Source organism: Clostridium magnum DSM 2767 (assembly GCF_001623875.1).
GTDB lineage: Bacteria > Bacillota > Clostridia > Clostridiales > Clostridiaceae > Clostridium_AM > Clostridium_AM magnum.
The window spans coordinates 42,159-68,071 of record NZ_LWAE01000001.1; the positions used below are offsets into that span (position 1 = coordinate 42,159).

Consider the following 25,913-nt stretch of genomic DNA (forward strand, 5'->3'; position numbering starts at 1 on the left):
CAAATGAAGTGAAACTTGAATCAGATGGGGGTTCAACCCCATCTGATTCTTAGTTGAACGAATCCATGGACGTAGCCGCTGGGAACGTACACTTTGAAGAAGATGGGAGTATTAGAGCGGGTAGTCATCGGATAAAAATTAGATCAATAAATTCAGGTGTTTACTAGCAGTGTATACACCTGAATTTTGCATTATAATAGGTATGTATAGAATATATAAAATTACTGATTAATTTTCCGCAGCACTTTTTCCAGCAATAAAACCTGAACTCCAAGCCCATTGAAGATTAAAGCCCCCACAATCACCATCTACATCTAGCAATTCTCCAGCAAAATATAGGTTTTTAACTAAATTAGATTCTAGAGTGTTTGGATTTACTTCAACTGTATTTATTCCTCCAGCAGTTACCTGAGAATTCTTAAAGGAATTAGTATCACATACTTCAAAGGTCCAGTTTTTTAGTAAGGTAAAAATATTTTGTTTTTCATTCCAATCTAATTCGTAGCATGGTTTATGTATATTTGAGATAGAAGCCTCTTTCAAAAGTATAGGTATAATTTTTTTATTTATTAGGCCAACAAATGAGTTTAATACACTTCTATAGCTAAAAATTCCCCAGTGATTTTCTAAAAACTCTATTAAATTTTCTTTACTCAAATCAGGCATCATATCAATAGTCATATAGACTGAATTACCTTCAGATAGGGCACAGGAAGCTATACGACTTAACTGGAGTATAGGAGGACCAGATATGCCATAGTCAGTAAATAGAATCTCTCCAAACTCTTTTCTTATTGAAGTTTTATTTATAATTATTTCAGCAAAGCCATTAAATTTTATACCAGATAAAGATTTAAGATTTTTATATGCCAATTTAAGTTGCACAAGGGCTGGCACTGGATTTACTAGACTATGATTTAGTGCCATTGCTAAACTAAATCCAGATCCGTCAGAACCAGTATTTGGTGCGGATTTACCGCCACAACATAATATTAGTTTATTGCATTCATAAATTTCGCCTGAGGTAGTAGTTATTTTGAAGCGTTTAGAGTTTTTTTGGATATTTTTTACTTTAGAGTTTAAGTATATAGGTATATTACGGTCTTCTAGAGCCATTCTAAACACATCCAAAACCGATGAGGCCTGAAGGGATAATGGATACATTTTATCTCCTTCTAGAGTGGTTAATGGAAGTCCTAATGAATAAAAAAAGTTAGTAGTATCCTCTACTGTAAAGTTATTTAATGCATAGTTAAAAAAATCAGGGTTTTTACTATGAAATCTAGAAGAGGTGATGTTTCTATTAGTTATATTGCATCTACCATTTCCGGTGGTAAGTATTTTTTGACCTATTCGACTACTACCCTCTAAAATAGCAGTATCTTTCCCCATATCTTTTGTAGTAATTGATGCAATGATCCCAGATGCACCACCACCAATTATAATTATTTCATGAAACAAAGAAAACAACTCCTCATAATCAAATTATTATTTAATATTTTACCCTAAATATATAGTTTTTTATATATAAACTAGTAAGATAGTTTTTTATATTTTGTATATAATAGATTATATACAAGTATTGAAAGGAGAAATAGGTTTATGGATGCTAAAGAGTTACTAAATTATAAAAATTGGGTAGTAGTTGGAGATGTACTAAATGTGGAAAAATATGCTTACAAGATACTTAAAGCGCTAAAGAAATCTAATTTTAATGTATCTGGTGTTAATCCAAGAGAGAATAGTGATAAGGTATATAAATCATTGGAAGATGTTCCTTACAAGATAGATGTAATAGATTTATGTATAAATCCTATAAGTGGGCTCAAGGTAATTGAAAAAGCAATTGACCTAGGGGTTGATAAAGTATTAATACAGCCAGGAGCTGAAAGTTACGAAATATTGAATTTATGCAAAAGTAAAGGTATTATAGCTATAGCGGGATGTGCACTTGTAGAGCTTTCAAATTATGATCCTAGATAAAAAACAATGGGATAAAGCCGAAAGTTAGGTTTTAAGGGGGAATTTCTTATGTTAAAAATATATGCAGTATCAGACTCTATAGGGGAGACAGCAGAGCAAGTCGCTAAGGCTACTCTAAATCAGTTTTGTGATAAGATTGATCTGGAGAGAGTGCCATATATAAAGAGCTTTGAAGATGTAAATGAATTTATAAATAGTATTGAAAATAAAGAAAATATAATGATTATTTCTACCATAGTTTTAGTTGATGTAAGGGAGTTTTTAGTACAAAGATGCATCGAAGCAGGGATACATATAACAAATGTACTTGGGCCGTGTATAAGCATGGCCTCAAGAATTTTAAATAAGGTACCAGATTATAGGCCTGGAGCAGTTTGGGGCATGGATGCAAAGTACTATAAAAAAATTGAGGCTATGGAGTTTGCTATTCGATATGATGATAGTAAGGATCATTCAGGTATAAAGCATGCAGATGTAGTTCTAATAGGACTTTCTAGAACTTCTAAAACGCCTTTATGTATGTATCTTGCAAACAAGGGAATAAAGGCATTGAATATACCGCTTATGCCTGAGGTACCAATTCCTGAAGAATTATATGAGATTGATAGAAGAAAAATAGTAGCACTTACTATAGATCCTATGCAGCTTATCGAGATAAGAAAACATAGATTAGGCAAGTTTTCAGCGCTTTCAAAAGAAATACAATATGCTAATGCAGAAAGAATACTGCAAGAACTAGAATTTTCAGATAGACTTATAAGAAGATTAAATTGTAAAATTATAGATGTGACAAAGAGAGCTATAGAAGATACTGCTTTAATAGTAATGGAACATATAGGACACATGGGGATAAAGTCATATTAGCAAGTATATTGTAAAATAAATTGTTTATTAATTATTGATAAAAGTGTTGAAATATAAGGGTTTTATCAATAATTAATAAAAAATGCAAAAAAATATTTTAAAAATGTGTTGACACTTTGGTGAATTTCTTGTATTATACTCTATGTCGGGTCGTTACAGAGCACCGACAAGTTGACTAAGGCCCCTTGGTCAAGCGGTCAAGACACCACCCTTTCACGGTGGTAACAGGGGTTCGATTCCCCTAGGGGTCACCATTTTAAATAATGTGGGCGCATAGCTCAGCTGGGAGAGCATCTGCCTTACAAGCAGAGGGTCACAGGTTCGAGCCCTGTTGTGCCCACCACATTATGGCCCAGTGGCTCAGTTGGTTAGAGTGCCGGCCTGTCACGCCGGAGGTCGAGGGTTCGAGTCCCTTCTGGGTCGCCATAATATTTGCTGGCATAGCTCAGCAGGTAGAGCAACTGACTTGTAATCAGTAGGTCGCGAGTTCGATTCTTGCTGCCAGCACCATTATAGGAAATATTTTAAAAATTAACATGGCCCCTTGGTCAAGCGGTCAAGACACCACCCTTTCACGGTGGTAACAGGGGTTCGATTCCCCTAGGGGTCACCATTATTAAATAATGTGGGCGCATAGCTCAGCTGGGAGAGCATCTGCCTTACAAGCAGAGGGTCACAGGTTCGAGCCCTGTTGTGCCCACCACATTATGGCCCAGTGGCTCAGTTGGTTAGAGTGCCGGCCTGTCACGCCGGAGGTCGAGGGTTCGAGTCCCTTCTGGGTCGCCATAATATTTGCTGGCATAGCTCAGCAGGTAGAGCAACTGACTTGTAATCAGTAGGTCGCGAGTTCGATTCTTGCTGCCAGCACCATTATAGGAAATATTTTAAAAATTAACATGGCCCCTTGGTCAAGCGGTCAAGACACCACCCTTTCACGGTGGTAACAGGGGTTCGATTCCCCTAGGGGTCACCATTATTAAATAATGTGGGCGCATAGCTCAGCTGGGAGAGCATCTGCCTTACAAGCAGAGGGTCACAGGTTCGAGCCCTGTTGTGCCCACCACATTATGGCCCAGTGGCTCAGTTGGTTAGAGTGCCGGCCTGTCACGCCGGAGGTCGAGGGTTCGAGTCCCTTCTGGGTCGCCATAATATTTGCTGGCATAGCTCAGCAGGTAGAGCAACTGACTTGTAATCAGTAGGTCGCGAGTTCGATTCTTGCTGCCAGCACCAAACTGCACAATTTATATTGTGCAGTTTTTATTTTGCAAAAAAATAGTACATTAAAAATATCCACTTTTAAAAGCAAAGGAAAGTTAAGTTTTACAATAATTTATACACAGCATGAACTAAAAATTACTCACATATACATTACATTGTGCATAAAATTATAATATATTCTGTTGATAAAGTGGAAACTTGAATCAGATGGGAATATTGGAGCTGTTACTCATAGGATAAAACTAATTAAGAAGGCATGATAATTTTCTAGAAACATTATCATGCCTTCTTATTAATATCTTTTATTCTTTATGTTTTGATGAATTCTTATATCTTCACCGAAAAAGTTACATAGCGTAAATTCACCAAGTAATCTTGAAGAAATTCTCTCTGAATATATCTTTAATAAATCTTCTAAGTCATAATTAGTGGATATTAACATCTTATTCTTTTTAAGAAGTCTTCTATTTAATAAGTTAAAAAGTTCTGTTTTAGAAAAGTCAGTTATCTGTTCAGAGCCTAAATCATCTATTATAAGTAAATCACAATTTAATAATAGGTCTTCTAATACATCATCATTATTAAATCGTATATGCTTTAAATCATGAATTAAAGTTTCGGCAGTTCGGTATATTACTAAGTAACCTCTGTCTAACAGTTCCTTTGCTACACAATTAGACAAAAATGTCTTACCTGTTCCTGGATTTCCTAAGAATAATAAATTCTCATTACTTGACGAAAAATTTTCGATGAAGTTCCAAGATTTAGATGCTATATCCTCAATATTCTTCTTAGGACTTATAGGTTCATTGCCGGTTTTACGAGAAGAATAAAGCTCAATATTAAAGTTTTCGAAGTTATTCTTTTTAAGTATTTCTTTTAAATCTGAGTTTTCATAATATAATTCCACAAGCTTTTGTTTATAACAAATACATTTATTATTACTAATGAATCCTGTGTCTTTACATTGAGAGCATCTATAGTGTAACTCAAGATAGTCTATTGGATAATTATTGCTTACTAAAAGTTCTGATTTTCTAATTCTAAGATCAGTTATTTTTTCTTTTAATTCATTAAGATATCTATCTTTATTTTCTGAGTTATTTAGAATATTTATTGATAACTTTAAACATAGCCTTGCAATTTCATTTTCTATCTTTATAACCTCAGGAATCTTCAGTTCTATTTCTTCTCTTCTCAATTTTAGTAATTTCTCTTCGGATGCTCGTATATTTTCATAAACTTTAATTATACTGCTCTGATAACCTTTTATCATTTATTATCCCATCCTAATAGTTTCTTCTTTAAATCATCAAAATCATAATCTCTTTGTTTAAAGTTATTGAATGTGCTATTTGAAGATTTATTATAATTATTGTTTTTAAATCCAGAGTTAGAGTTGTTATTATAGTTAGGTTTTTTAGTGTCCTTTTTAATATCTTTTTTATCAATATCTTCTACTGTTTTAATGCCATCCTTATACCAGCTTGATAATATTCCATCAATATATTTAAAATCTGATTTATTTATCCTTTGGAAACATACATCACAGGCTTTAAATATAATATCTGTTGGAAATTTGTAAGTGTTAATCCATTTACTTAACATTTCTTCTTGTGGTTTCATTATTTCTGCATCTTTTATTCCAAGATAATTTAGTATTTTTCTTATATTAATCCACTTATCTTCATGTTTTTTTATAAAAACCTGAGCATCATCTAAGGTTTTTATTTTTGAATCAAACCAAGCAAGAGCTATTTTCTCTATATATCGACAATCAGTCTTACCCTTTGATGCACAATATTCTATCAAAAGGAGTAGTAACTCAGGTGAAAAGCCAAAGTCTTTTAGCCAACTTATATACATGGTCATTTCTTTTGAAGAAAGAGGTCTTCCTAATAGCTTCTCTATGTCTTGTAGCATATCTTTCGTTGAATTCTTATTTAATTCTTCTAATAGATTTATATTATCTTCTTTTCCTTCAGGAATATCCGATATGTCTAAAAATTCAATATTATAGTTTCCCATGTTATCTATGGGAATTATCTTGATAATATTTTCATCATTCCAGTAGTTCCATGCATTTAATACATCTGTCTCTAAGAGATGTAATGCGCTTGCCATTATTTGAGAGCTAACACCAAACTCTCCAGAAACACAATATTTTAGCCCTAGAAGATATACTTTAACAAACTCTCCTCGGGCTTTCGGCATAAATTTATCTATAAAAATATTACTTACAGGGGTATAGTTTGAAGTTCTACTCTTAAATACAAAAGTGCTCATATATGTTAAAACCTACCTTTAATTGAGTTCTATATTTTTTTAATAGTATCTAATAAACAATTATAACAAAATAAAAAAATTATAACAATGAAAAAAAATCTTGAAAATATGTAATAATTTTTATAATTTGAGACAGAATAAAGAAATGTGGGCAAAAATATAGAAAATTAGAAAGGATTGATTATTTTGTTACTTGGTAATAAAGCTAAATTGTCATTAAGCTTTTTAGCTATTATTATTGCTGTTGCTGTAATTATTCAATATATACAAAGTAAGCCTAATGCTTATGAGGTATATATGAACGGCAAACATTTAGCGTTCATTGAAAGTAAAGAAGAATTGTATAATGTAAAAAAAGATATAGAACAAGATTTAGAAAAAAGATTTGGAAAAACTACAATAAATGATGATATAAAATTTAATTATGTAAGAGTATCATTGAAAGATTTAAGTAGCTCTAAAATCCTTAGAAAAACTGTAGTAAAGAATAGTACTACTAAAGTATCTGGTGTTTTAATGAAGTCAGATGGGAAAAATGTGGGGTTTCTAGCTAATGAAAATGAAATTATAAAAGTTTTAGATACTGTTAAGGATATGTATATAAAAGAATATTCTAATTCAGATCTAAAACTAAAAAATCATATAACTTATGTAAAAGAAGATACTAGTATTGGCCATATACAAACTATAGAAGACATTGTTAAAGTAGTAAATGATAATAAAAAAGATTCTTTAGTATCTTTTATCAAAGAAAGCGAGATAAATAAGACTGAAAACTTAAGTCTTTCTAGATCAACGTCCTTATCTAATCTTATGTACACACCATCTAGAGGAGAAATAACTTCACCTTTCGGAGTTAGATGGGGAAAAATGCATAATGGAATAGATATAGGTGCTTCTATGGGAGATCCTATTTATGCTGCAATGGATGGAAAAGTATGTTGTGCTGAATGGGAAGATGGGTATGGTAATGTAATAAAAATAGATCATGGATCAGGAGTTCAAACTGTCTATGCTCATTGTAGTAGTATAGGAGTGTCTTTAGGACAATATGTAAAGCGAGGCGAAAAAATAGGTCAAGTAGGGAGTACTGGAAGGAGTACTGGGCCACATGTACATTTTGAAGTAAGAGTCGATAATGTTCCCCAGAACCCATCAAAGTACTTAAATTAAATAATTAGTATATATTAAATTAGGGGTAGTATCGGAGCTAAAAGGAATTGGGTATTTTAGGGGTGCTACTTCTTTGTTTTATGATGTTTATCCCATAAATTCATTTTTATGGAATAAATATTGACAGTATGGGCCTTTTCATATATACTTTGACTATCAAAGTATTTGATAGTCAAAAATAATTCAAAAGGGGACGATTAAATGAAACTACCTCCATTAATTATTGGAGAGCTAAAGGCTAAAGTGCCTATCATACAAGGTGGTATGGGCGTAGGTGTATCTGGCTATAAGCTCTCATCAGCAGTAGCAAATGAAGGTGGTATTGGTGTGATATCTGGAGTTCAAATAGGATACAGAGAACCAGATTTTGAAACTAATACTAAAGAAGCGAATATTAGAGGATTAAAAAAAGAAATTAGAATGGCAAGAGAGTTAAGTCCTAAGGGAATTTTAGGAGTTAATCTTATGGTTGCCATTAATAATTATGAAGATATGGTAAAAGCTTGTGTGGAAGAAGGAATAGATATAATTATATCTGGTGCTGGACTTCCATTATCATTACCTAAACTTGTAGAGGGCAGTAATGTTAAAATTGCACCTATTGTCTCTTCAGGAAAGGCAGCTGCGCTAATTGTAAAGCAATGGACTAAAAAGTATTCTAGGATGCCAGATATAGTTGTTGTGGAGGGACCTAAGGCAGGCGGCCATTTAGGATTTAAAAGAGAACAGCTAACAGATGGGGACACATCCTTGGAAGAAATAGTTCCTGAGGTAATAGAAGCCTTGAAGCCATTCGAGAGTGAGTATAATAAATCAATTCCTGTTGTAGCAGCAGGAGGAATTTTCTCAGGTGAAGATATTATAAGGTTTATAAAACTAGGTGCTTCAGGTGTACAAATGGGAACAAGATTTGTGGCTACAGAAGAATGTGATGCTGATATAGATTATAAGAAGGCGTATGTTAATTCAAGTAAGGATGATATCAAAATTATACAAAGTCCAGTAGGTCTTCCTGGTAGGGCTATTAAGAATGATTTTATAGATCAAGTTGAGATAGAAAGAATAAGTCCGAAAAAGTGCTTTAACTGTTTAAAAAAATGTAATCCAAAAGAGACTCCTTATTGTATTTCTAAAGCGCTAATTGAAGCAGTCAAAGGAAATATACAGGAAGGATTAATTTTTTCGGGCAGTAGTGCTTATAAGATAGATAAGATTGTTACTGTAAAAGAGTTAATAGATGAACTAGTTAGTGATGCTGAAGAAGTTTATAATGGGTAAAAGACATTTTGGTAAATATTAGTGTTAAAGTGGTGATTTTGTGAGTGAGTGTATAAAGGTTCTAAATGAGCTTTTAGTAGATACTTTCAACGACATACTAGAAATAGAACAAAGAGCTCTTCAATCAGGCTCGTTCAATGACATATCTGTTACGGAGATTCACACAATTCACGCTATAGGAATGTATATACCTAGAACGATGACAGAGGTAGCATGTAGTCTAAATATAACATTGGGAACCTTGACGATAGCAATAAATAACTTAGTTAAAAAGGGCTATGTGCAAAGGCAGAAAAGTCAAACAGATAGAAGAATAGTGAATATCCAGTTAACTAAGAAAGGTAAGCTTGCTTACAGGGTTCATAAAAAGTTTCATACAGATATGGTTAAAGCTACTATAAAAGGACTTACAGAAGAAGAAGAAGGGATTCTAGTTAAATCACTAGAAAAACTTAATGTTTTCTTTAAATCTAAGTATAATTTAAAAACTAACTTAAAGGAGATTAGCAATGAATAAGGTACAGGTTATAGGTACAGGAAGCTATGTACCACCAAAGATTGTAAATAATAATGATTTATCCTGTATTGTAGATACCAGTGATGAATGGATAAGCAGCAGAACAGGAATAAAGGAAAGAAGAATATCTGAAGGAGAAAACACAGCAGATATGGCTTCAAAAGCAGCGATGAAAGCTATAGAAAATGCAAACATAAAGGTCGAGGATATAGATTTAATTATTGTAGGAACTGCTACACCAGATAGTTTTATTCCATCAACTGCTTGTATAGTGCAAAGTAACATAAAGGCGGTAAATGCGACTTGTTTTGATATTTCAGCAGCTTGTTCAGGATTCATCTATAGTTTAGATATTGCAACTCAGTTTATAAGATCAGGAAGTTGTAGGACTGCACTAGTTATTGGTGCAGAAACTCTTTCTAAGATTATTAACTGGGAGGATAGGAATACCTGTGTATTATTTGGAGATGGAGCAGCAGCAGCAATTTTAAAGACTTCTGACATTGAAGGTATACTATCTATCTTTAGAGGGTCCGATGGTAGTAAGGGAAAAGCGTTAGTTAGTGATGCAATTCCTGTAAAAAATCCATATGTAAGTAAGGAAAATTTAGATAAGCAAATGGATTCTACAATTAAGATGGATGGTAGAGAAGTGTTTAAATTTGCAGTAAAAATTATAACACAAGGAGTAGAAAAACTTTTAGAAGATTCAAATTGCTCTTTAGAAGATATAAAATATATAGTACCACATCAAGCTAATTTTAGAATAATAGAATCAGCAGCTAAAAAATTAGGGGTAAGTGAAGAAAAATTCTATTTAAACTTAGATAGATTTGGTAATACATCTGCTGCAAGTGTAGGTATTGCATTAGATGATATGGTAGAACAAAATCTAATCCAACGGGGAGATAAAATTTTACTCATAGGATTTGGTGGAGGCCTAACTTATGGGGGAATAATAATTCAATGGTAATCATGGGATTGGAGGAAATATGATGGCTTTTGAGAAGATTAAGAGGATAATGGCAGAACAGCTAGGATTATCAGAGAGTGATATAACAATGGACACTTCTTTTGAAGAGCTAGGGGTAGATTCACTGGATCTTTTTCAAATAATTATAGAGATAGAAGAAGAATTTAGTGTACAGATAGAAGATGCTGAATCAATTAAAACTGTTGGTGAAGCAGTTAAGTTTGTTGAAGATATATTACAAAAATAGGTTTAATAACAATTTATAATTTGATAGTCGGGAGGAACAATTATGATTAATTCCGTATTTTCTGATATGGTCGGGATAAAATATCCTATTATACAAGGTGGAATGGCATGGATTGCTGATAGCTCTTTAGCAGCAGCAGTTTCTAATGCAGGTGGACTTGGTATTATTACAGGTAATGCTCCTTTAGATTGGATAAGAGAAGAGATACGTAAAGCAAAAAAGTTAACGGATAAGCCTTTTGGGGTGAATGTTATGCTTTTGGGTGAGACTGCAGATGCGGTTGCAAAAATGATTTGTGAAGAAGGCGTTAAAGTTGTTACTACAGGGGCTGGAAGTCCAGGTAAGTATATAGAAATGTGGAAGAGTCATGGCATAAAGGTTATACCAGTGGTAGCTTCAGTAGCATTGGCTAAGAGAATGGAAAGAGCAGGAGTTGATGCTATCATCGCAGAAGGATGCGAATCAGGAGGTCATGTAGGAGAACTTACTACTATGGCATTAGTTCCACAAGTAATTGATGCTGTTAATATTCCTGTAATTGCCGCAGGTGGAATAGGTGATGGAAGAGGCGCAGCAGCAGCATTTATGTTAGGTGCAGCAGGAATACAAGTAGGAACAAGATTTTTGGTAGCAAATGAATGTACTGTTCACGGAAATTATAAGCAGAAAGTATTAAGTGCAAAGGATATAGACACTCAGGTTACAGGCAGACCTACAGGACATCCAGTACGTGTGTTAAGAAACAAACTAGTAAGACAGTTTCAGCTTTTAGAGAAAGAAGGAGCGCCTGTAGAGAGATTTGAAGAACTAGGAAGAGGTGCGTTATCAAGAGCTGTCCGTGAAGGTGATGTTGATAATGGATCAGTAATGGCAGGACAGATTGCAGGTCTTGTTTCCAAGGAACAAAGCTGCAGTGAGATAATAGAAGAGATATTTAGTGAAGCAGAAGCAAACTTGAAAAAAGTATCAAAGATGTTTCAAATTGGATAAGTGTGGAGGAGTAAATGAGTAAAATAGCTTTTTTATTCTCAGGTCAAGGTGCACAATATGTTGGCATGGGAAAAGAATTATATGAAAATATAGATATATGCAAAGATGTATTTGAAAGTGCTGATAAGGCATTAGGATTTTCAATAACCAATATGTGCTTTGAAGGACCAGAACAGGATTTAAATAGCACTGAAAATACTCAACCAGCTATTTTAGCAGTAAGCATTGCAGCAGAAAAGGCATTAGAAAGTCATGGTATAAAGGCAGATATTACGGCAGGATTAAGTCTTGGTGAATATTCTGCTTTGGTTTGTAGTGGTGCATTAGAATTTGAAGAAGCAGTTAAGCTACTTAAAAAAAGAGGGAAATATATGCAAGAAGCAGTACCACAGGGAATTGGTACTATGGCTGCAATAATAGGATTAGATGAAGAAAAAGTAAGAGAAGCTTGTAATGAGGCTTCTGATATAGGTATAGTTGAGCCTTCAAATTTAAACTGTCCAGGGCAAATTGTAATTGGTGGAGAGATTAAAGCAGTAGAGGCAGCTTGCGAAAAAGCAAGAGAAAAAGGTGCATTAAAAGCAGTTATCCTTACAGTTAGTGGGCCATTTCATACATCAATGCTAAAACCAGCAGCGGATAAATTAGAGGAAGAACTTAAGAATGTATCAATAAGTGAACCTCTTATTCCAGTAATAACGAACGTTACAGGTGAGGCTGTAGAAAGCAAAGAACAAATAAAACCATTCTTGAAGGATCAGGTAATGAGTACAGTGCTTTTTGAAAAAAGTATAAGAACAATGATGGATATGGGCGTAGACACTTTTGTGGAAATCGGACCTGGTAAAGTATTAAGTGGGTTTGTAAAGAAGATAAACAGAAAAGCGCTAGTATTAAATGTTCAAGATTTAAAATCATTGGAGAGTACTATAGAAAAACTAAAAAAATAGAATGGAGAATGCGATCAATGGAAAATTTAAAAGGAAAAACGGCAGTAGTCACAGGGGCTGGCCGTGGTATTGGTAAAGCTATAGCACTTAAATTAGCAGAACTAGGAGCAAACATAGTAATTAACTATAGAAGCAGTTCAAAATCAGTTGAAGACTTAATTAAGGAAATGGAAGATAAAGGTAGCAAAGCTATAGCTGTTCAAGGTGATGTCAGCATATTTGCAGAAGCTGAAAATATTATGAAGAAGGCTGTAGAAGCTTTTGGTTCTTTAGATATACTTGTTAATAATGCTGGTATTACAAAGGATGGTTTAATTCTCCGTATGAAAGAGGAGGATTTTGATAAGGTAATAGAAGTAAATTTAAAAGGTGCATTTAATTGCATAAGACATGCAACACCTATAATGATGAAGCAGAAATCTGGAAAGATAGTAAATATATCTTCAGTAGTTGGAGTGACAGGTAATTCTGGGCAAGTAAACTATTCAGCAGCAAAAGCAGGAATAATAGGTATAACTAAATCTACTGCTAGGGAACTTGCATCAAGAGGTATTACTGTAAATGCTGTAGCTCCTGGATTTATTCAAACGGATATGACAGAAGTTTTATCAGATAAAGTAAAGGAAAGTACTATAAATACTATACCATTAAAGAAATTTGGTACTGCTCAGGATGTAGCAAATTTAGTAGCTTTCTTAGCGTCTCCATCTGCAGATTATATTACTGGCCAAGTAATAAATGTAGATGGCGGAATGGTTATGTAAATTAAATTAAAGGTTGGTGAAATGATAATGAAAAGAAGAGTTGTAGTTACAGGGTTAGGAGCAGTAACACCAGTAGGTAATGATGTAGAAACATTTTGGAATAATATAAAAAACGGTAAGCATGGTATAGATTTTATTAAGTGTTTTGATACAGAAAACTTTAAGGCAAAACTTGCTGCTGAAGTTAAGGATTTTGATCCTATAAAATATATAGATAAAAAAGAAGCAAAGAGAATGGATAGATTTTGCCAGTTTGCCTTGGCCTCAGCTATTGAAGCAGTAGAAAATTCAAAGTTAGATTTAGAAAAAGTAGATAAAGAAAGATTTGGAGTTATCGTTGGTTCAGGAATAGGTGGTATAGGAACAGTAGAAAATGAACAAACAAAGCTTTTAGAAAAGGGGCCTGGAAGAGTTCAACCATTATTTATTCCTATAATAATAGGTAATATGGCAGCAGGAAATATAGCAATTAAGTTTGGTGCAGAAGCAGTTTGTACGACAGTAGTTACAGCTTGTGCAACAGGAACTAATTCTATAGGTGAAGCTTATCGCACAATACAAAATGATTTGGCTGATATAATGATAGCCGGAGGAACTGAGGCGTCAATTACACCACTATCTGTGGCTGGATTTACATCTCTAACAGCTTTATCAAAGAGTACTGATCCTAATAGAGCATCTATTCCTTTCGATAAAGAGAGAGATGGATTTATTATGGGTGAGGGTGCAGGAATATTAGTATTAGAGTCCCTTGAACATGCACAGAAAAGAGGCGCTACTATATATGGCGAAGTAGTTGGGTATGGATCAACTTGTGATGCTTATCATATAACTGCGCCAGATTCAGAAGGAAAAGGTGCAGCAAGAGCTATGGAACTTGCTATTAAAGAAGCTGGAATAAGTAAAGAAGAAGTATCTTATATAAATGCACATGGAACAAGTACACCAATAAATGATAAGGTTGAAACTGCTGCAATAAAGAGAGTATTCGGAGACTTTTCAAAGAATATACCAGTAAGTTCTACTAAATCTATGACAGGCCACTTATTAGGAGCAGCAGGAGCTATAGAAGCAATAGTATGTGTTAAAGCTTTAGAGGAAGGATTTGTGCCACCTACAGTAGGATACAAAGTTCAAGATGAAGAATGCGATCTTGATTGTGTACCAAATGAAGGTAGAAACATAGATGTTAAGTATGCTATGTCCAATTCCTTAGGTTTTGGAGGACACAATGCAGTAATTTTATTAAAAAAGTGGAGTGAGTAATATGGACTTTAATGCAATTAAAGAAATGATAAAGACTATGGATGATTCTAAGTTAGGATATTTAGAAGTGAACTGGGAGGGTATCTCCATAGTAATGAGAAAACAAGGTGAGATTGATTTTTCAACACAACCTAGAAAAAATGATTCTAAAGTTGAAGTTGAAGATCAAAAGAATATTACAAAAGAATCTACTGATACTAAAGTGTATAAGAAAGAAGATAAAGAAGAGATAATTGAGAATATAAAAGAAGAAGTTAAACATGCAATAGAAGATGTTAACATAAAAGAAGTAGTATCACCTATTGTTGGAACTTTTTATGCTTCTTCTAGCCCAGATAAGCCATCTTACGTAAGTGTAGGATCAAAGGTGAAAAAGGGGGATACACTTTGTATTATCGAAGCTATGAAGCTTATGAATGAGATTCAAAGTGAGGTAGATGGAGAAATTGTAGAAGTTTTAGTTAATAATGAGCAAATGGTTGAGTACGGCCAGCCAATGTTTAAAATAAAAGCTCAATAGTGTATTTTTTAGTATATTGCGGGAGGAAGTTAAATGGAGAATACTGAGTTTACTGTTAACTTTGGAGTAAAAGAAATACAAAAAATTATTCCTCATAGATATCCTTTTTTATTAATTGATAAGGTAACTTATATGGAACCAGGTAAGAAAGCTATAGCATATAAGAATGTAACTATGAATGAGTATTTCTTTCAAGGACATTTTCCAGAAGAGCCTGTTATGCCTGGAGTATTAATTATAGAAGCATTAGCTCAAGCAGGGGCAGTAGCTATTTTGAGTCAAGAAAACTTCAAAGGTAAAATAGCCTTTTTTGGGGGAATAAATAAAGCTAAGTTTAGGAAAAAGGTATTACCAGGAGATACATTAAGGCTAGAAGTAGAGATAGTAAAGATAAAGGGCCCAGCAGGAATAGGTAATGCAGTAGCTTATGTAGATGATAAAAAGGTTGCTGAAGCTGAGATAATGTTTATGATAGGTGATAAAAACTAAAGTATTGGGAGTTGAATTTTCAAGGTGTTTAATAAGATATTAATTGCAAACAGAGGGGAAATAGCGGTTAGAATAATAAGGGCATGCAGAGAAATGGGAATAGAAACTGTAGCTGTTTATTCAGAAGCAGATAAAGATGCAATACATACACAGATGGCAGATGAAGCTGTATGTATTGGTCCGGCTGCTGCTAAGGATAGCTATTTAAATATACAAAATATAATAAGTGCAACTGTTTTAACAGGGGCACAAGCTATTCATCCTGGATTTGGTTTTTTATCAGAGAACAGTAAGTTTGCTAAAATGTGTAAAGAGTGTAATATAGTTTTTATAGGACCAGATCCAGATTGTATTGAAAACATGGGAAATAAGTCTAATGCAAGAGATATTATGATTAAGGCAGGAGTACCTGTAGTCCCAGGATCTAATGGCTCAATAAAAGATGAAAAAGAATTGATAAAAATCGCAAAAAAAATAGGGTATCCGGTAATGGTTAAGGCTTCTGCTGGTGGTGGTGGAAGAGGCATAAGAGTAGTTTATGAAGAATGTGACCTTGTAAAAGCATATGAAAATGCTAGAGCAGAGGCAAAAGCAGCTTTTGGAGACGAAACTATATACATGGAGAAGTTCGTAGAAAATCCAAAGCATGTTGAAATCCAGATACTGGGAGATAGTTTTGGCAATGTGGTATATTTAGGGGAAAGAGATTGTTCTATGCAAAGAAGAAATCAAAAGGTCTTAGAAGAAGCTCCTTGTCCAATTATGACTGAAGAATTAAGAAAAAGTATGGGTGAGACAGCGGTACGAGCAGCTAAAGCAGTAAACTACAATAATGCAGGTACTATAGAGTTTTTACTAGATAAGCATAATAATTATTACTTTATGGAAATGAATACACGTATTCAAGTAGAGCATCCTATAACAGAAATGATTACAGGTGTAGATTTGATAAAGGAACAAATTAAGATTGCTTCAGGTGAAAAATTAGACTTTACACAGGAAGATGTAGTTCTAAATGGTCATTCTATTGAATGTAGAATAAATGCAGAGGATGCTAGAAGAGGGTTTATGCCTTCACCTGGGAAAATAAAGGATTTATACTTACCAGGTGGTTTTAATATTAGAATTGACAGTGCTGTATATTCCGGATATGTAATACCTCCATTTTATGATTCAATGATAGCAAAGTTAATAGTTCATGGAAAGAACAGAGAAGAAGCCATATGTAAAATGAGAAGGGCACTTGGAGAATTTTTAATAGAAGGTGTTCATACAAACATAGATTTTCAATTTGAACTTATAAATAGTGAAGAATTTATAAAAGGAACTTATAACACTAAATTTATAGAAAATAATTTTAAGATTTCATAGCAGGTTTTCTGTGGATTCCTGACTGGAGGTGAGCTAACTTGTTAAACAATTTTTTTAAAAAAACAAAATATATTACTGTAAGTCAACAATCTCTAAGAAAAACTGAAGAAAAATCAGATAATAAACCTAGTATTCCTGACGGTATGTGGGTTAAATGTGAAACCTGCGGAAAAGTTTTATATAAGAGTGATCTTGATGAAAATAATAAAATATGTAATGATTGTGGCCATCATTTTAGGTTACGTGCAAGAGAACGAATTAATATTACCATAGATAAGGATACATTTAGAGAATTTGACTATAGTATGACTTCAGATAATCCTATAGGCTTTGAGGGATACGAAGAAAAAACTAAAAAGATGAGAAATCAAGCAGGTATTAATGAAGCTGTAATTACTGGTACGGGAAAAGTCAGTGGTACAGAAGTAGTTATTTGTGTTATGGATAGCAATTTCATGATGGGAAGCATGGGCTCAGCGGTAGGAGAAAAGATTACAAGAGCTGTAGAAAATGCTATAGAACTAAAGTTGCCTGTGCTTATCTTTACTGCATCAGGTGGAGCTAGAATGCAAGAGGGAATATTCTCGCTTATGCAGATGGCAAAAGTAAGTTCAGCTATAGGTAGGCTTGGTAAAGAAGGATTATTATATATAACTATACTTACGGACCCAACCACAGGTGGAGTTACAGCAAGTTTTGCAATGCTTGGAGATATTATTTTAGCAGAGCCAGGGACCTTAGTTGGTTTTGCAGGAAAAAGAGTTATAGAACAAACTATAAGACAAGAGCTGCCTGAAGGTTTTCAGAAGGCAGAGTTTTTATTAGAACATGGTTTTATAGACAGGATAGTTCCTAGGAGCGAATTAAAAGGTATACTAAAAAAAATACTTACAATTCATGACAGAAACAGATAGTATTTCAGGTTATTAGATTTTCTAGGGAAAGGAAGCGCTCGTATGGAAAAGTTTGAAAAAGTACAACAAATGTTAACTAGTAAACTCGATAACAAAACTGCTTGGGAAAGGTTATCTTTAGCAAGAATGATTGAAAGACCAACTTCATTAGACTATATAGATAGAATATTTGACTCCTTTTTAGAGTTTCATGGAGATAGATGCTTTGGAGATGACTCTTCAGTTATTAGCGGTATTGGATTATTAGCTGGGACCCCTGTGACTATAATAGCTCATCAGAAGGGTAGGAATACAAAAGAGAATATAAAAAGAAACTTTGGACAGCCAAACCCAGAAGGGTATAGAAAGGGCCTAAGGCTTATGAAGCAGGCAGAAAAGTTTAATAGACCTATTGTATGTTTCGTTGATACACCAGGAGCATTTCCAGGTATCGGAGCAGAGGAAAGAGGTCAGGGAGAAGCTATTGCAAGAAACCTTATTGAAATGTCAGGTTTAAAGACACCTATTATATCTTTAGTAATAGGAGAAGGTGGAAGTGGTGGCGCATTAGCTTTTGCTGTTGCAGATGAAGTTTGGATGTTAGAGAATTCAGTGTACTCCATACTATCACCTGAAGGCTTTGCCACTATATTGTGGAAGGATTCATCTAGGGCAAAAGAAGCTGCAGAGATGATGAAAATAACAGCGAAAGACCTAAAGGATTATGGAATTATTGATAAGGTAATTAAGGAACCATCCGGTGGAGCCCATAAAGATGTTGATAAGCTAGCTGCAACTATAAAAAAAGAGTTAATAGATTCTTTTAGTATACTGAAAAAACAATCTATAGATGAACTGCTGCAAAAAAGATATGATAAATTTAGAGGTATGGGAAAATATATTGAATAAGCTCAAAAGGTGAACATTAAGGTATTAATATTCACCTTTTTTATATTTAAAATTACACTGTAGTAGGCGGCGTAAAGCTTCTTGTCATAAGTTCAGAATCTAGCATATATATAGCGGCAGAATCATCGCCTATTCGCTCTAATCTCTTAATAATACCATTAAATGTGTTTTCCTCTTCTACTTGCTCATCTATAAACCATTTCAATAAGCTTATTGTAGCATGTTCTCTTTGATCAGTAGCTATATCCATTAAGTTGTATACTCTTTGAGTAACACTTTTTTCATGAGCCAGGCCTTCTTTAAAAACATCAAGAATAGATTCAAAATTATTTTTAGGTTCAGGAAGAGCAGAAATGGTTACCCTACCACCCATTTGATTTAGATAGTTAAAAAATTTTTCGGCATGAAAATTTTCTTCTTGGCTTTGAACCTTGAAGAAGTTGGCAAATCCCTCTAAGTCATTTGATGCACAATAGGCTTGCATAGCTATATAAGCATTTGCTGAATAGAACTCATAGTTTATTTGATCGTTAATTGCAGTCATTAGTTGTTCACTTAACATAATATTACCTCCCGAATTTTATATGCAAAAATACACAAAGTATTTTGAATTATTTCATATATTAGCACAATTGACATATAATTTAAATGGCAATCTATGGATTTTTAAATTGTTCAAGTTTAATTAAAAATAACTAGAGGGAAAATTCCCGCTAGTTATTTTCAAATCTAAGGAAGAAGTTTGTTTAAATCTAATATACCTGAACCTTGAATATATTTAGGGATATTCATAAGGTTGCATGAAACCTTTAAGAGGGAAACTAAGTCTTTAAATGTTAAATCAGGGTTATTTTCATATAAAATTGCACATACTCCACTTATATAGGCTGCAGCACAAGAGGTACCAGAATAGGTTGTATAAGGAGTGTCTAGACTTCTAGGATATAGTTTGATTCCATTTCTTTCAGATACATAACTCCTATCTGAGCTTAGTGATAAGATATTAACAGCCGCTGCCAATAGGTCAGGTTTTTCTAATTTTCCAAAGGGCCCTGCGGAGGAATACTGGTATGGTTTTAATTTCCCATTATTAGTATCTGCGCCGCCAACAACAATGCAGTTGTCTAAGGTTGCAATTCCCTTTATGCTTCCTTCTGTGTTCCCGTTATGTCCTGCAGGCACGATAATTGCTATGTTATGTTTTACGGCTATATCAAACAGATTTGAAAATAGAGATATAATAAAATAATCATCTGAGATTAGTTCAAATGGAAGACAAATAACTTTAATATCATGGTTATCAGATTCATTAATAAGGAACTGTATTGAATATAAAATATCTGATACATAACCTTTACCTAGGCTATTAAAGGCTTTTATAGAATATATATAACTATTCTCTGCAATACCTTTGTTTGACCCTTTAGATTGATAACCACTTCCACAAACTATACCGCTTAAGAAGGTTCCATGGCCATTATCATCGTATGGGTATTTATATCCATTAATAATGTCTAAGAATCCTTTAATTTTGTTTCTAGGGCTTAAAAGGTCTACATGAGGATATACTCCACTATCAACTAAACCTATACATATGCCTTTTCCAGTTAGTTTATATTTACTCTGAAATGTTATACCATTTGAAGAAAGAACATTCCTTCCACATAATAAAGCATTGGTATCTAGAGTTATATAATCTACTTGAGGGAATTCTGCTATTCGTTCTATGGCACTAGATGATAAAATAGCACATATGCAATTTATTAAAGGAATAAATTGAAGTATGCTACCTTTATATGTGGTAACTTTTTTTTCGATACTTTCTGATAGCGTTTTACAATGTATAATAACTCTATGATTTTTGTGATATTTTCTGTTTATGGCTAATTTTAAGTTAGGGTCTAATTTCTGTTTAAAGGAAAACATTTAACGCTCCTAAAAAATTAATTCCATTATATATTATAATAATAATGGAAGATATATGTGCTATCTATTCAATTAATTTTAGCTATGTAATGTTTACTAGAATTTATAATGATTTTTACATAAATTAAAAAAGGCTTTAGCAGTAGGCGTAAGAGTTCTCTTACAGCTAGTAACTAAGTAGATATATCTTTTTAGAGATAGCTTTTTTATAGTGCTTTCTTTTATAAATCCCAAAGAAATATAATCTCTTAATACATATTTAGAAACTATAGATACTCCAAGCCCGCTTTTTACAAATTGATAAAGAGTATCTAGATTGTTTACTTCAAAATGAACATCTATGTTTGAAAAGTCTATTCCTTGCTTTTTTAGAGCTTCTTCAAAGGTTTTACGGGTAGCAGAACCTTGCTCTCTTAAAATAAATTTATATTTAAATAGAAAGTCTATATCTATTGTATCGGGAAAGTTAAACTGAGGTGGAGATATTATCACTAAATCATCATCTATTATAGTATAACTTTTTATCTTTTCATCATTGATAAGTTCACCTACAAGACCTAGTTCACAATCGAATTTAGTGATACTTTCAATAACCTGACCAGAGCTTTGTTCTGTAACGTCAAATGAAACATCAGGATATTCTTTGTGAAATTCTTTTATTAAAGAAGGTACTATAGTATTACAAGGGGTAGTACTTGCCGATAACCTAAGTTTTCCACTAATTTTCTCATTAAAGTTTGCAAGATTAAAAATAGCCTTATCACGGGTATTTAAAATATCTAGAGCGTATTTTAGAAATGATTCACCAGCAGGGGTTAAAAGTACTTCTTTGGAAGTTCGATCGAATAGTTGTACACTTAATTCCTTTTCTAAACTAGCTATGTGAGAACTTATAGCAGGCTGGGATAGAAAACTTGAGTTTGCAGCCTTGGAAAAGCTCTTAAACTTAGCCACATTAATAAAAGCTTCTATTTGCTTAAAATCCATTGAGGTATCCTCCTGAGATATATTTATTCATCAATTTTTAATGCTTTAATATAGATAAAATTTTAATCCAATATATTTATTATATATTTATATATTGAATTAGTCTAATGCATAGTAAAAATAGTAAAAAAATAAGGCTGAAATTAATAGTCAGCCCTAAATATTAACACTTGTATCGAAATATCAATATTCCTATAATCATTATTATAACACCAATAAGCTTTGTAATTCCGAATCTAATTTGAGGTGTATCAAAAAGACCGAAAGCATCAATTAAAGCTGCAGAGGTAAGTTGGGCCACTAAAATAATGGCAATGGAGCAAGTAGGACCTAAAGATCTAATTCCGCGCATTACAGTATATATAATTATAGCTCCTAGTACTCCACCTAAAAGATATAATTTATTGGAGGTTTTTAGGTTTTTGAAATTACCATCACCGGTGATAAGAAGAGCTGCCACTGTTATAACTAGCCCAATTCCTTGAACTAAAACGTTGGTTCCCCAAGTGCCTATCTTATCACTAAGTCTAGTATTGAAAACTCCTTGAAAGCTCATGCACATTCCTGCAACAATTGAAGATATTATACCAAGCATCAAATCATCACTCTCCCAAGTTTAGTTTAACCATGCTAATTACTTATTATTAAAAAAGTTAAAAAAAACCTATGAGTAAAACATAGGTTTTAATTTGCGTATTAATATCCTTCATCTTGCCTTTTGTGATTAAGATTATTTTTCATGCAATAAAATTCTTCTATTTCTTCAATAGTGAAGCCAAACATTTTTCCAAGGGTTAAAAAATCCTCAAATAACGTTATATAGTGATCTTTAGAAGAACAAACTACAAAGTCATTTATATCTATGTAAAGATTTAAAAATTGTGCTGTTAAATCAAACTCAAGCTCTTTATCTTCGAGCTCAATATCTGTAAATCCCTTTTCTAAACCTAAAGTCAATATAAAATGAAGGCAATCAACATATTCTTCTAAAATAGTTTCTTTATCCGAGGGCTTCCTATTGCTCCAAAACTTAAAACATCTAGTCTCATTAGCAAGTTCTGCAAGTTCTACTTGTAGTGCCAGTACTTTTTTTGACAGTAAGCATTCTCCATATAACTTATGTCCGTCTACAATGCGTTTATCTAAGTTTTCTTGTAATTGAAATAGTTTTGCAAGATTCATATAATAAGGCCGCCTTTCTATATCCTTATAATTAAATAGAGCATTATCATCATAATTATCTCTGATAATATATTTCTCCCACCTATATATTTTAACGAAATTTAATAAATATTGAAATAACGTGCAATCGGTTACAGTAAAAAAATTTAAAATTACTGAAAAAACTTTAATTTAAATTAATATATTCAATAGTATAAAAAAATGAAAGCGAAATCATCTAACTTATATAGCTATAATTTCGCTTTCCTATAGTTAATTAAACAAATTATTTTTTAGTTATTGCTGATTTTACGTTTACTCCTTGAATTTTACCAAGTTTTCCAGTCATAGCACTTATCTCATCTGAAGTGCCGTCAACTATTAAAGAGATAACTGACATATTTTTTTCTTTATAAGGAAGGCCCATTCTGCCTACGATGATGTTTCCAAAAGAATGCAATATATCATTAACTTTTGAAGCATTTTCAATATTTTCTATGACTATACCTACAACACCAATTCTTTTTTCCATAACTATCTCCCAAGAAACAAAATACTTTGCCAAGTATATTAAAAATCAGCAGAACCTGTTGTTCTTGGGAATGGAATTACATCTCTTATATTTGACACTCCTGTCATATACATAAGAATTCTTTCAAATCCAAGACCAAAGCCTGAGTGTTTAGTTTCTCCATATTTCCTTAACTCTAGATACCACCAATAATCTTCTTTTTTAAGGCCCATTTGCTCTATTCTTTCTTCAAGAACATTTAGTCTTTCTTCTCTTTGACTTCCACCTATAATTTCACCAACTCCAGGTACAAGTAAGTCTGCAGCAGCAACAGTCTTTCCATCATCATTTAGTCTCATGTAGAAAGCTTTTATATCTTTAGGATAATCTGTAACAAATATTGGCTTTTTAAATACGTTCTCAGTTAAATATCTTTCATGTTCTGTTTGAAGATCAATTCCCCATTCTACTGGATATTGGAATTTTTCACCCGATTTTATAAGTATGTCAACGGCTTCTGTATAACATATTCTTCCAAAATTTGAGTTTGCAACATTATCTAACTTTGCAAAGAGTTCCTTATCTACAAATGAGTTAAAGAACTCCATCTCTTCAGGAGCATTTTCTAGAACATAGTTTATAATGTACTTTACTAAATCCTCAGCTACATCCATGTAATCTTTTAGTTCTGCAAAAGCCATCTCAGGTTCAATCATCCAAAATTCAGCTGCATGTCTAGCTGTATTTGAATTTTCAGCCCTAAATGTTGGACCAAAAGTATAAACGTTTCTAAAAGCAAGGGCAAGAGTCTCAGCTGATAGCTGGCCACTTACAGTAAGATTAGTTTCTTTTCCAAAGAAATCTTGAGAAAAATCTATTTTTCCGTCTTTATCCTTAGGAACATTATTCATATCTAATGTAGTAAGTCTAAACATCTCACCAGCACCTTCACAGTCACTGCCTGTGATTATAGGAGTATTAACATATACAAATCCTTTTTCATTGAAGAATTTATGAACTGCATAAGCTGCTAAGGAACGGACTCTAAATACAGCTGAAAACATGTTGCTTCTAGGTCTTAAGTGTGCTATTGTTCTTAAATATTCAAGAGTATGTCTTTTTTTCTGTAATGGATAATCAGAGGATGATTTTCCTTCTATAGTTATTTTCTTAGCTTTAATTTCAAAGGGTTGTTTAGACTCTGGTGTAAGTACAATAGTACCTTCTACAGACAAGGAAGTACAAATTGGAAGCTTAGTTATGTCTTTAAAGTTTTCCAAGTTTTCTTCAAATACTATCTGAATGTTTTTAAAGAAGCTACCATCATTTAGTTCTATAAAACCAAATGTCTTAGAATCTCTTAATGTTCTAACCCATCCTGAGATTTTCACATCTTTCCCATTAAAGTTTTCTGATTCTCTATAAAGCTTTTTTATTAGTGTTATTTCCATGTTTTATTTCCTCCTAAGGTAAGTCTATTATTATATATGTGTCATTAATATTATTATCCTATTTTAGCTATTTAAATTTATGTTCATGATTTAGAAGCCACTCTTTTCTCCATAGACCTCCACCATACCCAGTTAGAGATCCACTAGCACCTATGACTCTATGGCAGGGTATTATTATACTTATTTTATTATTATGGTTAGCTCCACCTACAGCTCTAACAGCTTTTTCGTTTCCTATAGCATTTGCAATATCCATGTAAGAATAAGTTTCACCATAAGGGATGTCTAATAGTTTATACCATACCTTTTTTCTAAATTCTGTTCCTTCTATAATTAGCTTTACAGTAAATTCTTTCCTAACACCTCTAAAGTATTCATCTAACTGTTGAATACATTCTTTCAAGCAATCAGGAATATTTGATGATACTATATTTTCTTCTACAAAGTATAAGGAAATGATTCCTCCTAAAGTACCTTTAATCTCTATGGTTCCAATAGGGGAAGAATAGTATGCTTTATATACGTTATTCATGTGATACCACCTAATATAATTAAGATTTTCATATATTATTAGTTTATAATATAAATAAGTTAATTGTCTATAAAAAGTATCCATTCTATGAAGAGTAAAAAGGTAATGTTCAGCATAAATTATTTATGGTACGGTTCACCATTCATTATTCTAAACCCTCTGTATATTTGCTCTAAAAGAATTACTCTCATAAGTTGATGAGGGAAGGTCATTTTAGAAAAACAAAGGCTAAAATCTGCTTTTTTTAACACCTCATTAGACAGGCCAAGAGATCCACCAATTATAAAGGCTAAATGGCTGTTTCCTTTTAAACCAGAGTCTTTTATAAAATCACATAACTCTTCGGAGGAGAGCATCTTTCCTTTGAGGTCTAGCGTTACCACGAGCATATTTTCTTTAATATATTTTAAGATGCTTATTCCTTCTTTTTCTTTTATTATTAGTTCTTCTTTAGCTGAAGCGTTATCAGGAGTCTTTTCATCAGGTACTTCTATTATATCTAGCTTACAGTATCTTGAGAGGCGTTTAGAATACTCTTCAATAGCAGCTTTTAAGAATTTTTCTTTAATTTTACCTACAGATATTATAGATATATTCATTATTTGTTCTCCATTCTACAAATATTCAAAGTAAAAAATCCTTACACAATTGTGT

28 protein-coding genes and 12 tRNA genes are annotated in these 25,913 nt (G+C 32.9%); 28 read left to right on the plus strand and 12 right to left on the minus strand.

The window, feature by feature from the left end:
- Positions 1-228: 228 nt before the first annotated feature.
- The gene (locus CLMAG_RS00215) at positions 229-1,461 is read right to left on the minus strand and encodes a BaiN/RdsA family NAD(P)/FAD-dependent oxidoreductase (protein ID WP_066616307.1); all 1,233 of its coding nucleotides are present in this window, start codon (positions 1,459-1,461) and stop codon (positions 229-231) included.
- A gap of 141 nt (positions 1,462-1,602) precedes the next feature.
- On the opposite strand from CLMAG_RS00215, the gene CLMAG_RS00220 reads away from it, so the two are divergent.
- From CLMAG_RS00220 to CLMAG_RS00285, 14 genes are all read left to right on the plus strand, one after another.
- Entirely contained in the window at positions 1,603-1,983 is a 381-nt protein-coding gene (locus tag CLMAG_RS00220; RefSeq protein ID WP_066616318.1) for a CoA-binding protein, read from the plus strand.
- A 48-nt stretch (positions 1,984-2,031) separates the two neighbouring features.
- Positions 2,032-2,847 carry a pyruvate, water dikinase regulatory protein gene (locus tag CLMAG_RS00225; RefSeq protein WP_066616321.1) on the plus strand — a complete coding sequence of 272 codons (816 nt, stop codon included), beginning with the start codon at positions 2,032-2,034 and terminating at the stop codon, positions 2,845-2,847.
- A 179-nt stretch (positions 2,848-3,026) separates the two neighbouring features.
- Positions 3,027-3,101, plus strand: a tRNA-Glu gene (locus CLMAG_RS00230).
- 13 nt (positions 3,102-3,114) lie between these two features.
- Positions 3,115-3,190 (plus strand) — tRNA-Val (locus tag CLMAG_RS00235).
- 6 nt (positions 3,191-3,196) lie between these two features.
- Positions 3,197-3,273, plus strand: a tRNA-Asp gene (locus CLMAG_RS00240).
- Positions 3,274-3,281: 8 nt separating this feature from the next.
- Positions 3,282-3,357 (plus strand) — tRNA-Thr (locus tag CLMAG_RS00245).
- A gap of 28 nt (positions 3,358-3,385) precedes the next feature.
- Positions 3,386-3,460, plus strand: a tRNA-Glu gene (locus CLMAG_RS00250).
- Positions 3,461-3,474: 14 nt separating this feature from the next.
- Positions 3,475-3,550, plus strand: a tRNA-Val gene (locus tag CLMAG_RS00255).
- 6 nt (positions 3,551-3,556) lie between these two features.
- A tRNA-Asp gene (locus CLMAG_RS00260) sits at positions 3,557-3,633 on the plus strand.
- An 8-nt stretch (positions 3,634-3,641) separates the two neighbouring features.
- Positions 3,642-3,717: transfer RNA gene (locus tag CLMAG_RS00265), tRNA-Thr, on the plus strand.
- Positions 3,718-3,745: 28 nt separating this feature from the next.
- A tRNA-Glu gene (locus CLMAG_RS00270) sits at positions 3,746-3,820 on the plus strand.
- A 14-nt stretch (positions 3,821-3,834) separates the two neighbouring features.
- Positions 3,835-3,910: transfer RNA gene (locus CLMAG_RS00275), tRNA-Val, on the plus strand.
- A 6-nt stretch (positions 3,911-3,916) separates the two neighbouring features.
- Positions 3,917-3,993: transfer RNA gene (locus tag CLMAG_RS00280), tRNA-Asp, on the plus strand.
- An 8-nt stretch (positions 3,994-4,001) separates the two neighbouring features.
- Positions 4,002-4,077, plus strand: a tRNA-Thr gene (locus tag CLMAG_RS00285).
- A gap of 280 nt (positions 4,078-4,357) precedes the next feature.
- On the opposite strand, the gene CLMAG_RS00290 is transcribed toward CLMAG_RS00285, so the two are convergent.
- The gene (locus tag CLMAG_RS00290; protein WP_066616324.1) at positions 4,358-5,341 is read right to left on the minus strand and encodes an ATP-binding protein; all 984 of its coding nucleotides are present in this window, start codon (positions 5,339-5,341) and stop codon (positions 4,358-4,360) included.
- Positions 5,338-6,351 (minus strand): DnaD domain protein, encoded by a 1,014-nt coding sequence (locus tag CLMAG_RS00295; RefSeq protein WP_066616327.1) that lies wholly within the window; start codon positions 6,349-6,351, stop codon positions 5,338-5,340. Before CLMAG_RS00295 ends, CLMAG_RS00290 begins: the two co-directional genes overlap by 4 nt.
- 186 nt (positions 6,352-6,537) lie before the next feature.
- On the opposite strand from CLMAG_RS00295, the gene CLMAG_RS00300 reads away from it, so the two are divergent.
- The 14 genes from CLMAG_RS00300 to CLMAG_RS00365 all read left to right on the plus strand — a co-directional run bounded on the left by CLMAG_RS00300 (position 6,538) and on the right by CLMAG_RS00365 (position 18,691).
- A complete protein-coding gene (locus CLMAG_RS00300; protein ID WP_082831761.1) occupies positions 6,538-7,524 on the plus strand; it encodes a M23 family metallopeptidase in 987 nt (328 codons plus the stop codon).
- A gap of 201 nt (positions 7,525-7,725) precedes the next feature.
- Positions 7,726-8,802 (plus strand): NAD(P)H-dependent flavin oxidoreductase, encoded by a 1,077-nt coding sequence (locus tag CLMAG_RS00305; protein ID WP_066616330.1) that lies wholly within the window; start codon positions 7,726-7,728, stop codon positions 8,800-8,802.
- 40 nt (positions 8,803-8,842) lie between these two features.
- Positions 8,843-9,319, plus strand: coding sequence for a MarR family winged helix-turn-helix transcriptional regulator (locus CLMAG_RS00310; protein ID WP_066616333.1), 477 nt, complete (start codon positions 8,843-8,845; stop codon positions 9,317-9,319).
- Positions 9,312-10,292 carry a beta-ketoacyl-ACP synthase III gene (locus CLMAG_RS00315; RefSeq protein ID WP_066616336.1) on the plus strand — a complete coding sequence of 327 codons (981 nt, stop codon included), beginning with the start codon at positions 9,312-9,314 and terminating at the stop codon, positions 10,290-10,292. Before CLMAG_RS00310 ends, CLMAG_RS00315 begins: the two co-directional genes overlap by 8 nt.
- Before the next feature lie 22 nt (positions 10,293-10,314).
- Complete coding sequence (locus CLMAG_RS00320; protein WP_066616337.1) at positions 10,315-10,539, plus strand: acyl carrier protein; 225 nt, start codon at positions 10,315-10,317, stop codon at positions 10,537-10,539.
- A gap of 42 nt (positions 10,540-10,581) precedes the next feature.
- Positions 10,582-11,529 (plus strand): enoyl-[acyl-carrier-protein] reductase FabK, encoded by a 948-nt coding sequence (fabK, locus tag CLMAG_RS00325; RefSeq protein WP_066616339.1) that lies wholly within the window; start codon positions 10,582-10,584, stop codon positions 11,527-11,529.
- Between the two features lie 14 nt (positions 11,530-11,543).
- Positions 11,544-12,479 carry an ACP S-malonyltransferase gene (gene fabD, locus CLMAG_RS00330; RefSeq protein ID WP_066616341.1) on the plus strand — a complete coding sequence of 312 codons (936 nt, stop codon included), beginning with the start codon at positions 11,544-11,546 and terminating at the stop codon, positions 12,477-12,479.
- A gap of 17 nt (positions 12,480-12,496) precedes the next feature.
- Positions 12,497-13,243: a 3-oxoacyl-[acyl-carrier-protein] reductase gene (fabG, locus tag CLMAG_RS00335; protein ID WP_066616343.1), complete on the plus strand. Its 747-nt coding sequence runs from the start codon at positions 12,497-12,499 to the stop codon at positions 13,241-13,243.
- Between the two features lie 27 nt (positions 13,244-13,270).
- Positions 13,271-14,509, plus strand: a complete 1,239-nt coding sequence (gene fabF / locus CLMAG_RS00340) for a beta-ketoacyl-ACP synthase II (protein ID WP_066616345.1) — start codon at positions 13,271-13,273, stop codon at positions 14,507-14,509.
- 1 nt (position 14,510) lies between these two features.
- A complete protein-coding gene (gene accB, locus CLMAG_RS00345) occupies positions 14,511-15,029 on the plus strand; it encodes an acetyl-CoA carboxylase biotin carboxyl carrier protein (RefSeq protein ID WP_066616348.1) in 519 nt (172 codons plus the stop codon).
- Between the two features lie 33 nt (positions 15,030-15,062).
- Entirely contained in the window at positions 15,063-15,518 is a 456-nt protein-coding gene (gene fabZ, locus CLMAG_RS00350) for a 3-hydroxyacyl-ACP dehydratase FabZ (protein WP_066616350.1), read from the plus strand.
- A gap of 24 nt (positions 15,519-15,542) precedes the next feature.
- Positions 15,543-16,889 carry an acetyl-CoA carboxylase biotin carboxylase subunit gene (locus CLMAG_RS00355; protein ID WP_066616354.1) on the plus strand — a complete coding sequence of 449 codons (1,347 nt, stop codon included), beginning with the start codon at positions 15,543-15,545 and terminating at the stop codon, positions 16,887-16,889.
- 38 nt (positions 16,890-16,927) lie between these two features.
- Entirely contained in the window at positions 16,928-17,803 is an 876-nt protein-coding gene (gene accD, locus CLMAG_RS00360; RefSeq protein ID WP_066616356.1) for an acetyl-CoA carboxylase, carboxyltransferase subunit beta, read from the plus strand.
- 42 nt (positions 17,804-17,845) lie between these two features.
- The gene (locus CLMAG_RS00365; protein WP_066616358.1) at positions 17,846-18,691 is read left to right on the plus strand and encodes an acetyl-CoA carboxylase carboxyltransferase subunit alpha; all 846 of its coding nucleotides are present in this window, start codon (positions 17,846-17,848) and stop codon (positions 18,689-18,691) included.
- Between the two features lie 52 nt (positions 18,692-18,743).
- On the opposite strand, the gene CLMAG_RS00370 is transcribed toward CLMAG_RS00365, so the two are convergent.
- The 9 genes from CLMAG_RS00370 to rlmH form a co-directional block, all read right to left on the minus strand.
- Positions 18,744-19,253 (minus strand): ferritin, encoded by a 510-nt coding sequence (locus tag CLMAG_RS00370; RefSeq protein ID WP_066616360.1) that lies wholly within the window; start codon positions 19,251-19,253, stop codon positions 18,744-18,746.
- 167 nt (positions 19,254-19,420) lie between these two features.
- A complete protein-coding gene (locus CLMAG_RS00375) occupies positions 19,421-20,617 on the minus strand; it encodes a S8 family serine peptidase (protein ID WP_066616362.1) in 1,197 nt (398 codons plus the stop codon).
- 96 nt (positions 20,618-20,713) lie between these two features.
- Positions 20,714-21,604 (minus strand): selenium metabolism-associated LysR family transcriptional regulator, encoded by an 891-nt coding sequence (locus CLMAG_RS00380; protein WP_066616364.1) that lies wholly within the window; start codon positions 21,602-21,604, stop codon positions 20,714-20,716.
- 163 nt (positions 21,605-21,767) lie between these two features.
- Complete coding sequence (locus CLMAG_RS00385; protein ID WP_066620266.1) at positions 21,768-22,199, minus strand: DMT family transporter; 432 nt, start codon at positions 22,197-22,199, stop codon at positions 21,768-21,770.
- A 101-nt stretch (positions 22,200-22,300) separates the two neighbouring features.
- Positions 22,301-22,786 (minus strand): dUTP diphosphatase, encoded by a 486-nt coding sequence (locus CLMAG_RS00390; protein WP_066616373.1) that lies wholly within the window; start codon positions 22,784-22,786, stop codon positions 22,301-22,303.
- A gap of 265 nt (positions 22,787-23,051) precedes the next feature.
- Complete coding sequence (locus CLMAG_RS00395) at positions 23,052-23,297, minus strand: TM1266 family iron-only hydrogenase system putative regulator (RefSeq protein ID WP_066616376.1); 246 nt, start codon at positions 23,295-23,297, stop codon at positions 23,052-23,054.
- A gap of 38 nt (positions 23,298-23,335) precedes the next feature.
- Positions 23,336-24,727 (minus strand): asparagine--tRNA ligase, encoded by a 1,392-nt coding sequence (gene asnS / locus CLMAG_RS00400; RefSeq protein ID WP_066616380.1) that lies wholly within the window; start codon positions 24,725-24,727, stop codon positions 23,336-23,338.
- Positions 24,728-24,794: 67 nt separating this feature from the next.
- Positions 24,795-25,259, minus strand: coding sequence for a methylated-DNA--[protein]-cysteine S-methyltransferase (locus tag CLMAG_RS00405; protein WP_066616382.1), 465 nt, complete (start codon positions 25,257-25,259; stop codon positions 24,795-24,797).
- A 119-nt stretch (positions 25,260-25,378) separates the two neighbouring features.
- The gene (gene rlmH, locus CLMAG_RS00410) at positions 25,379-25,858 is read right to left on the minus strand and encodes a 23S rRNA (pseudouridine(1915)-N(3))-methyltransferase RlmH (protein ID WP_066616385.1); all 480 of its coding nucleotides are present in this window, start codon (positions 25,856-25,858) and stop codon (positions 25,379-25,381) included.
- Positions 25,859-25,913 lie beyond the last annotated feature (55 nt).

Coding starts and splice junctions, on each gene's coding strand:
- CLMAG_RS00290 (WP_066616324.1), bottom strand. CDS start 5,341: ATGATAAAAGGTTATCAGAGCAGTATAATTAAAGTTTATGAAAATATA.
- CLMAG_RS00380 (WP_066616364.1), bottom strand. CDS start 21,604: ATGGATTTTAAGCAAATAGAAGCTTTTATTAATGTGGCTAAGTTTAAG.
- CLMAG_RS00385 (WP_066620266.1), bottom strand. CDS start 22,199: ATGCTTGGTATAATATCTTCAATTGTTGCAGGAATGTGCATGAGCTTT.
- CLMAG_RS00315 (WP_066616336.1), top strand. CDS start 9,312: ATGAATAAGGTACAGGTTATAGGTACAGGAAGCTATGTACCACCAAAG.
- CLMAG_RS00395 (WP_066616376.1), bottom strand. CDS start 23,297: ATGGAAAAAAGAATTGGTGTTGTAGGTATAGTCATAGAAAATATTGAA.
- asnS (WP_066616380.1), bottom strand. CDS start 24,727: ATGGAAATAACACTAATAAAAAAGCTTTATAGAGAATCAGAAAACTTT.
- fabD (WP_066616341.1), top strand. CDS start 11,544: ATGAGTAAAATAGCTTTTTTATTCTCAGGTCAAGGTGCACAATATGTT.
- fabG (WP_066616343.1), top strand. CDS start 12,497: ATGGAAAATTTAAAAGGAAAAACGGCAGTAGTCACAGGGGCTGGCCGT.
- CLMAG_RS00295 (WP_066616327.1), bottom strand. CDS start 6,351: ATGAGCACTTTTGTATTTAAGAGTAGAACTTCAAACTATACCCCTGTA.
- CLMAG_RS00390 (WP_066616373.1), bottom strand. CDS start 22,786: ATGAATCTTGCAAAACTATTTCAATTACAAGAAAACTTAGATAAACGC.
- CLMAG_RS00405 (WP_066616382.1), bottom strand. CDS start 25,259: ATGAATAACGTATATAAAGCATACTATTCTTCCCCTATTGGAACCATA.
- rlmH (WP_066616385.1), bottom strand. CDS start 25,858: ATGAATATATCTATAATATCTGTAGGTAAAATTAAAGAAAAATTCTTA.
- CLMAG_RS00225 (WP_066616321.1), top strand. CDS start 2,032: ATGTTAAAAATATATGCAGTATCAGACTCTATAGGGGAGACAGCAGAG.
- CLMAG_RS00375 (WP_066616362.1), bottom strand. CDS start 20,617: ATGTTTTCCTTTAAACAGAAATTAGACCCTAACTTAAAATTAGCCATA.
- CLMAG_RS00305 (WP_066616330.1), top strand. CDS start 7,726: ATGAAACTACCTCCATTAATTATTGGAGAGCTAAAGGCTAAAGTGCCT.
- accB (WP_066616348.1), top strand. CDS start 14,511: ATGGACTTTAATGCAATTAAAGAAATGATAAAGACTATGGATGATTCT.
- fabK (WP_066616339.1), top strand. CDS start 10,582: ATGATTAATTCCGTATTTTCTGATATGGTCGGGATAAAATATCCTATT.
- CLMAG_RS00365 (WP_066616358.1), top strand. CDS start 17,846: ATGGAAAAGTTTGAAAAAGTACAACAAATGTTAACTAGTAAACTCGAT.
- fabF (WP_066616345.1), top strand. CDS start 13,271: ATGAAAAGAAGAGTTGTAGTTACAGGGTTAGGAGCAGTAACACCAGTA.
- fabZ (WP_066616350.1), top strand. CDS start 15,063: ATGGAGAATACTGAGTTTACTGTTAACTTTGGAGTAAAAGAAATACAA.
- CLMAG_RS00370 (WP_066616360.1), bottom strand. CDS start 19,253: ATGTTAAGTGAACAACTAATGACTGCAATTAACGATCAAATAAACTAT.
- CLMAG_RS00320 (WP_066616337.1), top strand. CDS start 10,315: ATGGCTTTTGAGAAGATTAAGAGGATAATGGCAGAACAGCTAGGATTA.
- CLMAG_RS00220 (WP_066616318.1), top strand. CDS start 1,603: ATGGATGCTAAAGAGTTACTAAATTATAAAAATTGGGTAGTAGTTGGA.